This window comes from uncultured Algibacter sp. (assembly GCF_947495925.1).
Taxonomy (GTDB): Bacteria; Bacteroidota; Bacteroidia; order Flavobacteriales; family Flavobacteriaceae; genus Algibacter_E.
This window is the reverse complement of sequence record NZ_CANMAU010000003.1, coordinates 204,611-219,097: the sequence shown is the minus strand read 5'-3', so window position 1 is coordinate 219,097 and position 14,487 is coordinate 204,611. Positions and strand designations below refer to the sequence as shown.

Below are 14,487 nucleotides of genomic sequence, written 5' to 3'. Positions count from 1 at the left end.
TAATCTATGACTGCAGAAGATATAGAAAAAGAAAATGCAACGATTGCAAAAGCTTACAAAGAACTACTTAAGGTAAGTTATACAACGCTTTCAAAAGAAGATAAGCAACTCATAAGACGTGCTTTTGAAGTAGCATTAGACGGCCATAAAGATCAGCGAAGAAAATCTGGCGAAGCTTATATCTTCCACCCCATTGCTGTGGCAAAAATTGTCGCTCAAGAAATCGGGTTGGATGCCACATCAATAGCCGCAGCACTATTACATGATGTTGTTGAAGACAGTCCCAATTACAAAATAGAGGATATTGAAAAAGAATTTGGAAAAACAATTGCTACCATTGTTGATGGCCTAACTAAAATATCTTCCCTTAGTAAAGAGAAAGATATGGATGCCTCGCTACAAGCTGAGAACTTCCGTAAAATGCTCTTAACTCTAAATGATGATGTACGAGTAATTATTATAAAAATTGCCGATAGATTGCACAATATGCAAACTATGGATGCGATGCGTCCCGATAAACAGGATAAAATAGCCTCTGAAACCCTTTATATTTACGCACCTTTAGCTCATCGAATTGGCTTATATACAATTAAAACCCAACTTGAAGATTTAAGTTTAAAATATACTGAACCTGATGTTTATAAAGATATTTTAAACAAAATACAGGAAAGCAAAGAAGAACAGGACCTATATATTAAACAGTTTAGCGATGTTGTAAAAAATGCCCTAAATAAAGAACATTTTGAATACACCATTAAAGGACGTCCGAAATCTATTTTCTCTATTAGAAAAAAAATGCTTAATCAGGGGGTTTCTTTTGATGAAGTGTACGACAAATTTGCCATTAGAATTATTTATAAAAGTGAGGTTTCTGAGGAAAAGTTTCTAGCATGGAAAATCTATTCCATAGTTACTGATCATTTCAGACCAAACCCATTGAGGCTTAGAGACTGGATAACTTCTCCCAAAACTACAGGTTATGAAGCACTACACATTACGGTTATGGGTCCAAAAGGGAGATGGGTTGAAGTACAAGTACGAAGTGAACGCATGAACGAAATTGCCGAAAAAGGTTATGCCGCTCATTATAAATACAAACAAGATGCTGAGAAAGAAGATAGTTTAGAAAACTGGATTAATAAACTTCAAGAAGCTCTTGAGAGTTCAGAATCTAATGCCGTAGACTTCGTTGAGCAATTTAAGCTCAACCTCTATTCGCAAGAAATTTATGTATTTACACCTAAGGGAGATTTAAAGTCTTTACCAAAAGGTGCGACATCTTTAGATTTTGCTTTTAATATTCATACTGAAGTTGGTATGAAAACACGTGGTGCTAAAGTTAATGGCAAACTGGTACCCCTTAGTCATGAATTACAAACAGGAGATCAAGTAGAAATATTAACCTCTGAAAGCGCAAAACCAAACCCAAACTGGTTGGAATATGCAACTACAGCTAGAGCTAGAAGTAAAATAAAATCTGCTTTAAAGGAAGACAGGAAATTAATTGGTGAAGAAGGTAAAGAAATTTTACGTCGAAAGCTTAAGCAGCTCAAAATACCACTTAACGAAGAAACTGTTAATGAGCTAGTAACCCATTTTAAACTTAAAACAAGTTTAGATTTATTTTATCGAGTAGGTATAGGCTTTATTGATAATACCAAGCTTAAAACGTATGCTTCATCAAGAAGTAACGCTTTAATGAGTTTTATTAAAAATAAAATTAATAGAAAGCCAACTGTCCCTAAGGAACAACTTGACAAAAACGAGGTTACTTCACACTATGATTCTTTGGTTTTTGGTAAAGATGAAGAGAAGCTAGATTACAAAATAGCAAACTGCTGTAATCCGATTCCAGGAGATAGTGTGTTTGGATTTTTAACGGTTTCTGAGGGAATAAAAGTTCACAAAAAAAACTGTCCGAATGCCTTAAGCCTACAATCGAACTACGCCTACAGAATCATGACTGCTAAGTGGGTGGATTCTTCGCAACGTGAATTTTCTGTTAAAATAATCCTTACAGGAATTGACCATATTGGCTTAGTAAATGAAATAACAACTATTGTTTCTGAAAATATGCATGTTAATATGAAAAGCATCAGTTTTGAGAGTAATGACGGTTTGTTTTCTGGAAAAATGAGCGTGGTGGTTAAGAACAATACCATAATAAAAAAGTTACTAGATAGACTTAAAAAAATTAATGGTATAGATAAGGTTACTAGAGTGTAAAAAAAGTGTAAATTTGCCACGCAATTATGAATTCAAAATCAGACTCGAAAAATCAAGAGATCGTTAAAAGCGTATTTACTAGCTTTTTAGAAAGTAACGGGCACCGAAAAACGCCTGAGCGCTATGCTATACTTCAAGAAATTTATAACAGTAATGAACATTTTGATATAGAATCTCTATATCTAAATATGAAGAATAAAAAATATCGTGTATCTCGCGCAACACTATACAATACCATAGAATTACTTCTTGAATGTGGTTTAGTAAGAAAACATCAATTTGGCCAAAATCAAGCGCATTATGAGAAGTCTTATTTTGACAGACAACATGATCACGTAATACTTACAGATACTGGGGAAGTTATTGAATTTTGTGACCCTAGAATTCAATCTATTAAAAAGACCATCGAAGAAATTTTCGATATCGAAATAAATAACCACTCGCTCTATTTTTACGGAAATAGAAAATCAACAACAAATAACTAATTTTTACAATGGCAGTAGATTTACTACTAGGATTACAATGGGGAGACGAAGGCAAAGGGAAAATTGTTGACGTATTAACATCAAACTATAATATTATTGCACGTTTTCAAGGCGGACCAAATGCAGGACATACCTTAGTATTTAACGGCAGAAAACATGTATTACATACTATTCCTTCAGGAATATTTCATGATGATGCTACCAATTTAGTAGGAAATGGTGTTGTAATAGATCCGGTTATTTTTAAAGGAGAACTTGATAAACTTGAAGAGCAAGATGTTGATTATAGAAAATCATTACTTATTTCTCGCAAAGCACATATTATATTACCTACGCATCGTCTTTTAGATGCTGCAAGTGAAGCTTCAAAAGGTAAAGCTAAAATAGGATCTACTTTAAAAGGTATTGGTCCCACTTACATGGATAAAACTGGTAGAAATGGTATTCGTGTAGGAGACTTAGAGTTAAGCGATTGGAAAAAGCGATACAGAGCGTTAGCTGATAAGCACGAATCTATGATTGCTTATTATAATGTAGATATTGAATATGATTTAGCCGAATTGGAAACCGAATTTTTCAAAGCTGTTGAAGTTTTAAAATCTTTAAAATTTATCGATTCTGAAGAATATATTTATCAAGCGCAAAAATCTGGACAAACCATTCTTGCTGAAGGTGCTCAAGGTTCATTATTAGATATTGATTTTGGAACATATCCATTTGTAACTTCTAGTAATACCACAGCTGCTGGTGCATGTACTGGTTTAGGCGTTGCGCCAAATCAAATTGGTGAGGTGTTTGGTATCTTCAAGGCGTACACAACGCGTGTAGGTTCTGGTCCATTCCCTACAGAGCTGTTTGATGAAGATGGCGCTACCATGGCTAAAGTAGGTAATGAGTTTGGAGCGACTACAGGTAGACCAAGACGTTGTGGCTGGTTAGATTTAGTAGCGTTAAAATATGCATGTCAAGTTAATGGTGTTACACAATTAATGATGATGAAAGGCGATGTGCTTTCTGGTTTTAAAACATTAAAAGTTTGCACAGAATACAAATATAAAGGTGACGTTATTTCTCATTTACCATATAATATAGAGCCTGAAAATATAGAGCCTATTTATACTGATTTTAGCGGATGGAATGAAGATTTAACTGAAATGTCTGACGCTTCTCAAATGCCAAAAGCCTTAAATGACTATATCGCATTTTTAGAAAAAGAATTAGAAATTCCTATTACCATTGTTTCAGTTGGACCGGATAGAAAACAAACCATTTTCAGAAAATAACTGTTTTATAATATATAAAACGCTTCAAATTATTTTGAAGCGTTTTTTTGTTTCTCGATAAATCATAAAAAAAATCTAACGGATAATTAAACACCATTATTATCGTTATTTTTGCGACAAACTTTTTATATTGTGAATAGACTTCAAGTTTTACTTCTTATATTTTTTTCAAGTACACTTTCAATCTTTACAATTCAGGCGCAAGCTAAAAAGAAAATTGAAATAGAATATGCTGGAAAACTTACTATAGACCAGAAAAACTTCCCTGACGCTAAAGTATTAACAAGAGATGACAAGCAACAAGTTCATATAAAACATGGAGGTGCTAATATGTGGTGCGATAAAGCATTTCATTATGCTCAAGAAAATTTCATTGAGGCCTACGGAAATGTGATTGTCAAACAAGGGGATACCATAAACATGAATGCCAAATATGTTGAATATAGTGGCATTACGGAATTAGCCTTTGCTAGCGGTGATGTAGTTTTAACTGACCCAAACTCTACAATCTCTTCAGATACCTTATATTTTGATCGTAACAAACAACAAGCCTTTTATCAAAGCGGAGGAACAGTTGTAAAAGATTCTTCAGGCACTATTACAAGTACCATAGGTAGATACTATATGAATGCTAAAAAATATCAATTTGTTAATGATGTGGTTTTGGTCAACAAAGAATCTACTATCAATTCTGATTATTTTGATTTTTATTCTGATACAGGTCATGCCTACCTATTTGGTCCGTCTACAATAACCACAGAGACTAGTAAAACCTACTGCGAAAAAGGCTTTTACGATACCGAAAATAAAACAGGGTACGCCTTAAAGAACGCCAAAATAGATTATGATAATAGGGAGATTGAAGGAGATAGTTTATATTTTGATAACAATAGAAGCTTTGCTTCTGCAACTAACAATATTACGGTTACAGACACCATAAATAAGAGTATCATTAGAGGGCATTATGCCGAAGTATATAAAGAAAAAGATTCCCTTTTTATCACTAAACGCGCCTTAGCCATTACCATTCAAGAGAATGATTCTATTTACATGCATGCGGATAAAATCATGGTAACAGGCGAACCTGAAAATAGAATGATCAATGCCTACTACAAGGCTAAAATTTATAAATCCGATTTAAGTGGAAAAGCAGATTCCATAATTTCTAATCAAAAAACTGGATTAACAAAGCTTATCAATATATCTGAATTTACCACAGGAGACAAATTTAGTGTAAATCGTAAACCTATTATGTGGAATATTGAAAATCAAATGACTGGTGATACCATTCACTTATTTTCAAATAATGAAACTGAAAAAATAGATTCGTTAGTGGTTTTCGAAAATGCTTTTATAATAAGTAAAGACTCCATTAGTGAGAATGGTTATAATCAAATAAATGGTAAACGACTTGTAGGCTTATTCAATGATAAGAGCGAATTGAATCAAGTAGATATCACTAAAAACGCACAGTCTATATTCTATGCCCGTAATGATGAGCAAGAACTCATTGGTATCGACAAAGCAAAATCCGGAAGCATTTCTATATTATTTGCAGAGGGAGCTATTGAGTCTTATTCTCGGTTTAACCAAGTTGATGGCAGTCTTTATCCAGAATCAAGATACCCAAAAAAAGAATTATTATTAAAAGGGTTCGATTGGCGCGATAGTGAAAGACCAAGAAGTGTTGAAGATTTATTTAAAGATGATGAGCCCTTTGAATTGCCTGTAATAAAAGGTTTAGATGCTTATATTCCGCAAGAGGATTTTTTTGATGAAGGCATGATGGAACGCGTTGAAGAAGCTAAAACAAAAACAACATTACAGAAAGACGAAGTTTCAAAAGCTGCCCGAAATATCCCCGAAAGAGTAAAAATACGACAGGACTCATTGACTCAACCTAGCAAACTAACTAAAGCAAGTCCTCCACAAAGGAAATAAACCATAAATGAGTTCAGACTTTTTTAAATATCAAGCACAAACAACACATCACCCTTTGGCTATGGAAATATCTCATGCTAAAGGGTCTTATATATATGACACCAACAATAAACCTTTTTTAGATTTTGTAGCTGGTGTTTCCGCATGTCCATTAGGGCATAATCATCCCGGAGTTGTATCGGCCATAAAAGCACAACTGGATAAATATATGCATGTTATGGTTTATGGTGAATACATTCAGAAACCTGCTGTAAAACTTACTAAACTATTAGCTAAAAACCTTCCAGAACCATTAGAAAAAACATATTTAACCAATTCTGGAACCGAAGCTATTGAAGGTGCCTTAAAATTAGCAAAACGAGCCACTGGCAGAAGTGAAATTATAGCAGCGCATAAGGCATATCATGGAAACACTATGGGCTCTCTTAGTGTTATGGGATATGAAGAACGTAAACAAGCTTTTAGACCACTTTTACCAGATGTTAAATTTATCGCGTTTAATTCAGAACCAGACTTAAACAAAATAACCAATAAAACAGCTTGTGTTATTTTAGAAACCATTCAAGGTGGTGCCGGTTTTATAGAACCAAAAAACAATTATCTAACAAAAGTAAAGGCACAATGTGATAAAGTTGGAGCATTGTTAATTTTAGATGAAATTCAACCAGGTATTGGAAGAACAGGTAAATTATTTGGTTTTGAAAATTATAACTGCGTTCCTGATATCGTGGTAACAGGGAAAGGTTTAGGTGGAGGCATGCCCATTGGAGCCTTTACAGCTTCGAGCAACTTAATGAGTTTATTGCAGGACAATCCTAAACTTGGTCACATCACTACTTTTGGTGGGCACCCCGTAATAGCCGCTTCTGCCCTTGCGACATTAAAAGAGATAACCACGTCCAATTTAATGCAACAAGCTTTAGAAAAGGAAAAACTAATACGATCCTTACTAGTTCATCCGCTAATTAATGAAATTCGAGGCAAAGGCCTAATGCTTGCTTTAATAACACCAACAGATGCTATTGCAACATCTTTAATACTAAATGCTCAAGATCATGGACTTATTTTATTTTGGCTACTCTTTGAACCTTCCGCTGTAAGAATAACTCCGCCTTTGAACATCTCTGAGAATGAAATTAAAGCAGGTTGCAACATTATTATAGATGTTTTAAATAACATCGACGAATAGCATATCTGTTTTAACAAACTGATATTCAGACACCAAACTTAAACAAAGGCACACTTGTTGATTACTTTGTTAAAAACATTTAATCAAACCACCCCACTCAATCAAATAGAATCTTAAATTTATTCAAGTAGAACCTTACAAATGTGCTTATGGAGTTTAGTCATGATGACAACAAAAATTTGCCGCTTACCAAGTTTGAATCAATGTTAAAAACAAATCATGTTTTGTTCTTTGATTCTGAAGAATTTGAAAACATCATTCACCATTATCTTAACCAAGGAAAAATAGCATTAGCAAAAAAAGCTATTAAATTAGGTTTAAGTCAACACCCAACTTCTATTAATTTAAAACTCTTTCAAATAGAAATTTTAATTTTTGAAGATAAACTTGATAAAGCAGATAATCTCCTTAATGAATTGCATAGTTTAGACCCTATGAATGAGGAAATCTTCATCCAAAAAGCAAATATTTTTTCGAAAAAAGACAACCATCAACAGGCCATTGAGGTTCTAAAACAGGCGGTTCAACTTACTAATGATGTGGTTGATTTGTATTCTTTAATAGGAATGGAATATCTTTTTCTAGACAATTTTGAAGAAGCGAAAATTTATTTCATGAAATGCCTTGAAACGGATTTGGATGACTATTCTGCACTATATAACGTTATATATTGCTTCGAGTTTTTAAGTCAAAATGAAGATGCCATATCGTATCTAAATATTTTCCTAGACAAGAACCCTTATTGTGAAGTCGCATGGCACCAATTAGGAAAACAGTATTTTATTTTAAAAGATTACAAAAAAGCATTGACCTCTTATGATTTTGCAATCATTTCAGATGATACTTTTGTAGGTGCATATCTTGAGCGTGGAAAAACATTGGAAGAACTTAAACGTTATGAAGATGCTATTGAAAATTACACCATTACTTTAAAACTAGATGATCCTACATCATACGCGCTTTTAAGAATTGGCAGTTGTTATGAAAAATTAAACAATGACGATTTAGCGCTTCAATATTATGATAGAACGGTTCATGAAGATCCACTTTTGGATAAAGGCTGGATTGCCATAACAAGATTTCACAATAAAAAAGGGGATTATAAAAAAGCACTATATTATATCAATAAAGCGATAAATATTGATTCCGAAAATGTGATTTATTGGAAACTTTATTCCCAAATAAATCAAAGATTAAAACACTTTGAAGAAGCCGAAAGAGGTTACAAAAAAACTTTAGAATTAGGCAATTACGAGTTAAACACTTGGCTATCTAGAGGTGATTTATTAATTAAACTAGGAGAACCAGAAGCAGCTGTGTATAACTTTGAACAGGCTATTGAATTTTATCCTGAAAATGCAGAAATAGAATATCGTCTGGCCGGATTATACTTCCATTTAAGCGAAACAGATAAAGGCACATTTTACTTAAAAAACGGTATAAAACACAATCTAGAATACGCCTTTATTATTGAAGAACTATTTCCAAAAGTATCTAATAAAGTACTAGTTAAAAATCTACTAAAGGCAAATCTTTAACTTTCCGTTTAATTAAAATGCATACCTTTGATTTTCGTCAAAAAATCAACTATGCAAAGAAGTTTAAAAGACTATTTAGTTATTACTTTTAAGGGTTTAGCCATGGGGGCTGCAGATGTAATTCCTGGGGTTTCAGGGGGGACAATTGCTTTTATTTCTGGTATTTATGAAGAACTGATACAAAGCATAGATAACCTTAATTTTAGGGTTATTCAAACTTGGAAAAAATTGGGGTTTAAAACAGCATGGGGCTCCATAAATGGAAATTTTCTTTTAGCCTTGTTTTCAGGTATTGCAATAAGCATTCTATCCTTAGCAAAATTGATTAAATGGCTACTTACTAATGAACCTGTTTTGCTATGGTCTTTCTTCTTTGGTCTGGTACTGTCCAGTATTATTTTTATTGCAAAACAAATTAAAAGTTGGAATGCGGTTACGTTTATTGCTATTATTTTAACCACTTTATTATCGTACTGGATAACTTTGGCAGAACCTTTTTCATCACCAGACAGCTCCTTATACCTTCTTTTCTGTGGTTTTATTGCTATTATAGCAATGATTTTACCTGGTGTTTCGGGAGCATTTATATTACTTATTTTGGGAGCGTATCAAGTCGCTATAGACACCATTAACAATCTGGTTGAAGGGCTGTTAAAAGGTGACTTTGATGTATTTAAAAATGCCTTTATCAACTTTCTATTACTAGCAATTGGAGCCATGGTGGGTTTAAAAGTGTTTTCCAAATTACTAAATTGGATGTTCCAAAATAAAAAGAATCTAACCTTAGCCATTTTAACAGGATTCATGGTAGGGTCTTTAAACAAGATTTGGCCTTGGAAACAAACCTTAACATGGCGCGTTAATTCTCATGATGAAAAAGTGCCGTTTTTAGAAAAAAGTATTTCTCCGTTTTCTTTTGAAGGGGATAATCAGCTGGTACTTGCTTTAGTTTTAATGGTCTTAGGTTTTTTGACTATTTTTATTCTAGAAAGGTTAGGCTCGAAAAAATAAGAATGCAAGGTACACGAACGTTTCAAGATAAATTTTTTCTGGTCCTTAAAGGACTTGCCATGGGAGCTGCTAATAAAGTTCCTGGGGTATCTGGTGGTGTCGTGGCTTTTGTAGCTGGGTTTTATGAAGAGTTTATTTACTCCCTAAAAAAGGTAAATAAAAAAGCTTTTGCCTTATTAATAAATGGTCGCTTTAAAAGCTTTTATTACTATATAAATGGTCGGTTTTTAGTGCTGTTGTTCTCGGGTACGGTAATCAGCTATTTTAGCGTTTCAAAAGTACTTGATTTTCTAATTAAACAATACGAACTTTTTGTTTGGAGTGTGTTCTTCGGAATGATCATTGGTTCGATATATTATATATATCGAGAATTTGACGACTGGAATTACAAAACTTACCTCTCTCTAGCCATAGGTATTTTATTAGGAGTTAGCATAAGCTTTCTAAACCCAGCAAAAGAAAATGACAACTTATGGTTTGTTTTTTTCTGTGGAATGATAAGTGTTTCTGGAATGACACTACCGGGGTTTTCGGGATCTTTCATTCTTATTCTATTAGGGAATTATGTCCTACTTCTGGTCGATTCGGTAAATGCACTGTATGACACATTTAAGGATATTTTTATGCTAGATTTTAGCTTCGTGCATAATACAGAAAGAATAGACACTTTAAAAATTTTAGCCGTTTTTACCCTTGGTTCTTTAGCAGGTTTAGTTAGCCTCTCCCATCTTTTAAGTTATATTTTAAAGTTTTACAAGAGCATCACGCTTTCTGCTATTATTGGATTTATTGTAGGATCTTTAGGTGTTGTGTGGCCTTGGAAAAATACCATATATAAACTAAATGAAAACGGCAGCCTGCTTTTGGATTCTAGAGGTGAGAAAATAATTGAAAACTATCAACGCTATATTCCTGAATTAACGAATGAAACCTATATCGCTATTGGTTATGTTTTTTTTGGAATAGCCATTGTACTTGCTCTTATATGGTACGGACAAAAAACAAGAAAAATTAAATGAACAAATTAGGTCTATTAGGTAAAAACATATCATATTCATTTTCAAGATCATATTTCAAGGAGAAGTTTCAAAATGAAAAAATTGAAAACACATCTTATGAAAACTTTGATATTAACAGCATCGAGCTATTTCCTTCAATAATAAAAGACACCAAAAACTTAAAAGGTTTAAATGTCACCATTCCTTATAAACAAGAGGTGATACCTTTCTTAGATAAAATAAATAAAAAGGCGAAAGTCATTGGGGCGGTAAACACTATTAAAATTACAAAAAAAGGTAAACTTGTTGGCTACAATACCGATTGTTATGGTTTTAAAAAATCTATTGAACCATACGTCAAAAAAGAGCATGAAAAAGCTCTAATTTTAGGAACGGGTGGAGCTAGTAAAGCTATTGCCTATACCTTAAAAGAAATGGGGATTTCATATGCCTATGTCTCTAGAAAGCTTTCAGATGGCATTCAGTTTTCTTATGATACCTTAACTGAAAACGATGTAAAAAACCATCAAATCATTGTTAACTGTACACCTCTTGGCACTTTTCCAAATATAGACAACTCTCCTATTATTCCTTATCAGTCTATAAACAAAAGTCATATCTTATTCGATTTAATATACAATCCTGAAGAAACTAAATTCTTAAAACGGGGACGTGAAAAAGGTGCTGTGACCATTAACGGTCTGAAAATGTTAAAACTACAGGCCGAAAAAGCATGGTCTATTTGGGGATTAGAATAAAACTTCTTTTTTAAAAGTTAATTCCATTAATAGCTCTTTGTTTATACTTTAGTTGTTAGTATCTTTAATGTCAAAACAAAATTGACGAACCTTAACATTTTTTAAAATGTCTGACATTAATAATACACAGGAATTAGAAGGAGCTGATGAAACTAATTCGAAAGAGAACGCTACAGCATTAAACGAAACTCAACCAATAGAAAATGCTTCTCATGATGAGGTTAATCCCGGTCAACCGGATGCCGCAACGTCCCAAGAGGTTATAAAAGAGGTTGCGGAGGAATCAGAAGTTAAGGAACAAGAAGACGAGGTTATAAATGAAATTGAAGAGTCTAATGCAGAAGATGCGGAAGATGAAGGCAATAAGGATAGACATAAAATAGAGGTTAAAGATTATGACACCATGTCTTTAGAAGCTCTAGCAATTGAATTAGAAAGACTGCTTAAAAGTGAAAAAATACAGGCTATACGCTCTCATGTCAATAGCATAAACACAGAATTTAAGTTAAAATTTCAAGCGCTGATTGACGAAAAAAAAGAAGAGTTTGTTAGTACTGGTGGAAATGAAATAGATTTTTATTATTCTTCTCCAGTTCAAAAAAGATTTAAAGAGGCCTATAAATCTTATAGAACTAAGTTAAATGAACATTACCAAAGCTTAGAAAAAAATCTGAAACAAAATTTAACAGATAAGCTTGAGATTATAGAAGAGCTTAAAGGTTTAATTAATGTTGAAGAAAATATTAACACCACTTATAAGCATTTCAAGGAGCTACAAGAACGTTGGAGAACTACTGGACCTATACCAAGAGATAAATACAATAATGCTTGGAATAGTTATCACCATCATGTGGAACTGTTTTATGATTTTCTCCATTTAAACAGAGATTTACGTGATCTTGATTTCAAACACAATCTAGAAAAGAAGTTATTAATCATTGAACGTGCTGAAGAGCTTGCTCAAGATGACAACGTTTTGCGATCATTTAGAGAACTTCAAGAGCTACATAAAATGTGGAAAGAAGAACTTGGCCCTGTTGGTAAAGCGCATCGCGAAGAAATTTGGGAACGTTTCAAGGCTGCTACAAAAATCATTAATGATAAACGTCATTTATATTATCAAGAAATTGATAAGGTATATGAAAAAAACTTAGAGACTAAACTTGAAATTATTGCTGGTATCGAAGCTATAGGGGCCCAAGAAAGTGGCTCTCATGGTTCTTGGCAAAAGAAAATTAAACAGATAGAAACACTAAGAGATTCTTTTTTCAATGCGGGTAAAGTGCCTATAAAGGTAAACGAAGCTACTTGGGCTAAGTTTAAAGATGCTGTTAGAAATTTTAACAGACAAAAGAATGCATTTTATAAAGGCTTAAAAAAAGATCAGTATAAGAATCTTCAACAAAAACTAGAACTTATCAAAATAGCTGAAGATAACAAGGAAAGTGAAGATTTTGAAACGGTTACGCCTTTAATGAAGAAAATCCAGAGTGATTGGAAGAAAATTGGTCATGTACCTAGAAGAGACAGCGACAAAATATGGAAACAGTTTAAAGGCGCCTGCAATTATTACTTCGATAGAATTCATGCTAAAAGAAATGCTGCAAGTAAAGAACAGGTTGAAGCTTACACTAAAAAGAACGAATTCCTTGGTGGGTTGAAAGATTTAAAGTTGCCTGAAGATAAAGCAGAAGGTGTAGATCTGGTTAAAGCCAAAATTAAGGAGTGGCAAGCTTTTGGAAGAGTTCCAAATGACAAACGTTATATTGATGGTAAATTTCAAAAATCAATTGATGGCTTGCTTACTAAATTAAAAATTGATAAGACTGAGGCCGAAATGATTAAGTATGAAAACAAGCTTGATGGTCTTCATGATTCCAACGATACTAGAAATCTAGATAACGAACGTAACTTTATTCGCAAAAAGATTGACGAGGCCAAGGGGCAAATTAATCAGTTAGAGAATAACTTACAGTTTTTCACTAATGTTGATGAAGATAATCCTTTGGTAAAAGAAGTTCATAAAAATATTGCTGAACATAAAGGAGCCTTAGAGGTTTGGAAAGCAAAACTTCAAAAAATAAAAAATCTATATTAGAGCGTTTTTATCTCTTGTAAAAAAAGCATTAGTCAATAATAAATTTACTAATGCTTTTTTTTATTCTAAAATTAACCTATCTGATTTTAAGATATTTAAAAACGAGTATTCCAATGCCTATTTCGGCAGCTGTTTTGCTTCCTCCCAAAACACATCCATTTCAGCAAGGGTCATATCTTTAAGAGGTTTATTCATACTCTTTGCTTTAGCTTCTAAATATTGGAAACGTTTAGAGAACTTCTTATTAGTGCGCTCCAAAGCATTTTCTGGATTGATACCTAAAAACCTTGCGTAATTAACCATAGAGAACATCACATCTCCAAATTCACTTTCCATTTGATCTTGATTTCCAGACTTTACCTCTACTTTAAACTCATTAATCTCCTCTTCTACCTTTTCCCAAACTTGATTTGTTTCCTCCCAGTCAAAACCAACACCTGCAACTTTTTCTTGAATTCTATTGGCCTTAACCAAAGCAGGTAAACTTCTAGGCACACCTTCCAAAACACTACTCTTTCCTTCTTTAAGTTTTAGGTTTTCCCAATTGCGTTTAACATCTTCTTCATTTTCAACTTTCACATCACCATAAATATGTGGGTGTCTATTTATCAATTTTTCACAAATACCATTGCAAACATCAGCAATATCAAAATCTTGGGTTTCACTTCCTATTTTAGAATAAAATACAATATGTAATAAAACATCACCTAGTTCTTTTTTAACCTCCTCTAAATCATTATCCAGTATAGCATCACCCAACTCATAAGTTTCTTCAATAGTTAAATGTCGTAAGGTTTCCATAGTCTGCTTTTTATCCCATGGACACTGTTCACGAAGCTCATCCATAATAGTTAATAATCTATCAAATGCTTTAAGCTGGTCCTGTCTAGAATTCATTTTTGAAATTTTTGTAAAAATACGGTTTTGATATTCTAGTTAAGAAACTATAATTTTAAAATT

At 33.1% G+C, this 14,487-nt stretch carries 11 protein-coding genes; 10 read left to right on the top strand and 1 reads right to left on the bottom strand.

What is annotated here, in order from left to right; all coding sequences use genetic code 11:
* Positions 1 to 6: 6 nt before the first annotated feature.
* From Q0857_RS07250 to Q0857_RS07205, 10 genes are all read left to right on the top strand, one after another.
* Positions 7 to 2,226 carry a RelA/SpoT family protein gene (locus Q0857_RS07250; protein ID WP_298533402.1) on the top strand — a complete coding sequence of 740 codons (2,220 nt, stop codon included), beginning with the start codon at positions 7 to 9 and terminating at the stop codon, positions 2,224 to 2,226.
* Between the two features lie 26 nt (positions 2,227 to 2,252).
* Entirely contained in the window at positions 2,253 to 2,711 is a 459-nt protein-coding gene (locus Q0857_RS07245) for a Fur family transcriptional regulator (RefSeq protein ID WP_298533400.1), read from the top strand.
* A gap of 8 nt (positions 2,712 to 2,719) precedes the next feature.
* Complete coding sequence (locus Q0857_RS07240; protein WP_298533398.1) at positions 2,720 to 3,994, top strand: adenylosuccinate synthase; 1,275 nt, start codon at positions 2,720 to 2,722, stop codon at positions 3,992 to 3,994.
* A gap of 132 nt (positions 3,995 to 4,126) precedes the next feature.
* The gene (locus Q0857_RS07235) at positions 4,127 to 5,935 is read left to right on the top strand and encodes an OstA-like protein (protein WP_298533396.1); all 1,809 of its coding nucleotides are present in this window, start codon (positions 4,127 to 4,129) and stop codon (positions 5,933 to 5,935) included.
* Positions 5,936 to 5,942: 7 nt separating this feature from the next.
* Complete coding sequence (locus Q0857_RS07230) at positions 5,943 to 7,124, top strand: aspartate aminotransferase family protein (protein ID WP_298533394.1); 1,182 nt, start codon at positions 5,943 to 5,945, stop codon at positions 7,122 to 7,124.
* A 149-nt stretch (positions 7,125 to 7,273) separates the two neighbouring features.
* Positions 7,274 to 8,662, top strand: coding sequence for a tetratricopeptide repeat protein (locus Q0857_RS07225; RefSeq protein ID WP_298533392.1), 1,389 nt, complete (start codon positions 7,274 to 7,276; stop codon positions 8,660 to 8,662).
* Positions 8,663 to 8,713: 51 nt separating this feature from the next.
* On the top strand, positions 8,714 to 9,673 hold the full coding sequence (locus Q0857_RS07220; RefSeq protein ID WP_298533390.1) for a DUF368 domain-containing protein: 960 nt from the start codon (positions 8,714 to 8,716) through the stop codon (positions 9,671 to 9,673).
* 2 nt (positions 9,674 to 9,675) lie between these two features.
* Positions 9,676 to 10,692 carry a DUF368 domain-containing protein gene (locus tag Q0857_RS07215; RefSeq protein WP_298533388.1) on the top strand — a complete coding sequence of 339 codons (1,017 nt, stop codon included), beginning with the start codon at positions 9,676 to 9,678 and terminating at the stop codon, positions 10,690 to 10,692.
* Complete coding sequence (locus Q0857_RS07210) at positions 10,689 to 11,429, top strand: shikimate dehydrogenase (protein WP_298533386.1); 741 nt, start codon at positions 10,689 to 10,691, stop codon at positions 11,427 to 11,429. Before Q0857_RS07215 ends, Q0857_RS07210 begins: the two co-directional genes overlap by 4 nt.
* Positions 11,430 to 11,535: 106 nt before the next feature.
* Positions 11,536 to 13,527, top strand: coding sequence for a DUF349 domain-containing protein (locus tag Q0857_RS07205; protein ID WP_298533385.1), 1,992 nt, complete (start codon positions 11,536 to 11,538; stop codon positions 13,525 to 13,527).
* A 117-nt stretch (positions 13,528 to 13,644) separates the two neighbouring features.
* On the opposite strand, the gene mazG is transcribed toward Q0857_RS07205, so the two are convergent.
* Positions 13,645 to 14,424: a nucleoside triphosphate pyrophosphohydrolase gene (gene mazG / locus Q0857_RS07200; protein WP_298533384.1), complete on the bottom strand. Its 780-nt coding sequence runs from the start codon at positions 14,422 to 14,424 to the stop codon at positions 13,645 to 13,647.
* Positions 14,425 to 14,487: the final 63 nt, after the last annotated feature.

Coding starts and splice junctions, on each gene's coding strand:
- Q0857_RS07230 (WP_298533394.1), top strand. CDS start 5,943: ATGAGTTCAGACTTTTTTAAATATCAAGCACAAACAACACATCACCCT.
- Q0857_RS07250 (WP_298533402.1), top strand. CDS start 7: ATGACTGCAGAAGATATAGAAAAAGAAAATGCAACGATTGCAAAAGCT.
- Q0857_RS07205 (WP_298533385.1), top strand. CDS start 11,536: ATGTCTGACATTAATAATACACAGGAATTAGAAGGAGCTGATGAAACT.
- Q0857_RS07245 (WP_298533400.1), top strand. CDS start 2,253: ATGAATTCAAAATCAGACTCGAAAAATCAAGAGATCGTTAAAAGCGTA.
- Q0857_RS07210 (WP_298533386.1), top strand. CDS start 10,689: ATGAACAAATTAGGTCTATTAGGTAAAAACATATCATATTCATTTTCA.
- Q0857_RS07215 (WP_298533388.1), top strand. CDS start 9,676: ATGCAAGGTACACGAACGTTTCAAGATAAATTTTTTCTGGTCCTTAAA.
- Q0857_RS07220 (WP_298533390.1), top strand. CDS start 8,714: ATGCAAAGAAGTTTAAAAGACTATTTAGTTATTACTTTTAAGGGTTTA.
- mazG (WP_298533384.1), bottom strand. CDS start 14,424: ATGAATTCTAGACAGGACCAGCTTAAAGCATTTGATAGATTATTAACT.
- Q0857_RS07225 (WP_298533392.1), top strand. CDS start 7,274: ATGGAGTTTAGTCATGATGACAACAAAAATTTGCCGCTTACCAAGTTT.
- Q0857_RS07240 (WP_298533398.1), top strand. CDS start 2,720: ATGGCAGTAGATTTACTACTAGGATTACAATGGGGAGACGAAGGCAAA.